The following is a 549-nucleotide window of genomic DNA, read 5'->3' on the forward strand; positions in this document are numbered from 1 at the left end:
CTTGTTCGATAAATTTCTCCTGTTTCTGACCATCGGCTTTTGATGGAATCTGTCCAGCCTTCATAGGCTTAAAACCGTGTTTATGAAGCCATTTACGTACCTGAGTGGGACTTCGCTCCAAGCCCGTAAGTCGCTTAATTTCTGCAATTGCCTCAGTACACGACAGAGGGGGATTTTCAGTAAAATGAGTCACAAGGCTTATCTTGTGTTTATCCAGTTCACTGGTGTTACCCCTATAGTTTACCTGATAAATTCCTGACAAACCTTCGTGGTTATAACAGTGAATATATCGGGTAAATGTATCGCGATGAATACCTACAATCTTAGCAATTTGTTGATGGGGTAAATCAGTCGTTGCCTTTAGGTATAAAGCATGCAAACGTTTTTGAACAAGTTGGCAAGGATAGGTATATCTTTCGTATCTTAGCAATTCAATGTCAGTTTTACTGATGTTTAAGGTAAGCATATTTTTTATTGTTTTGTCACTTTAAAAATAGCTTACCTTTTTTAATTCTCCAATTTTCGGTTAACCATGCCGTTCGCAGTATA

1 protein-coding gene is annotated in these 549 nt (G+C 38.1%); it reads right to left on the reverse strand.

The features are described from left to right. Positions 1 to 466, reverse strand: a 466-nt coding sequence (locus tag Q0954_RS34340; protein ID WP_299466702.1) for a helix-turn-helix domain-containing protein, incomplete at its 3' end; no start/stop codon positions are given. Positions 467 to 549: the final 83 nt, after the last annotated feature.

This window comes from uncultured Microscilla sp., assembly GCF_947493425.1.
GTDB lineage: Bacteria > Bacteroidota > Bacteroidia > Cytophagales > Microscillaceae > Microscilla.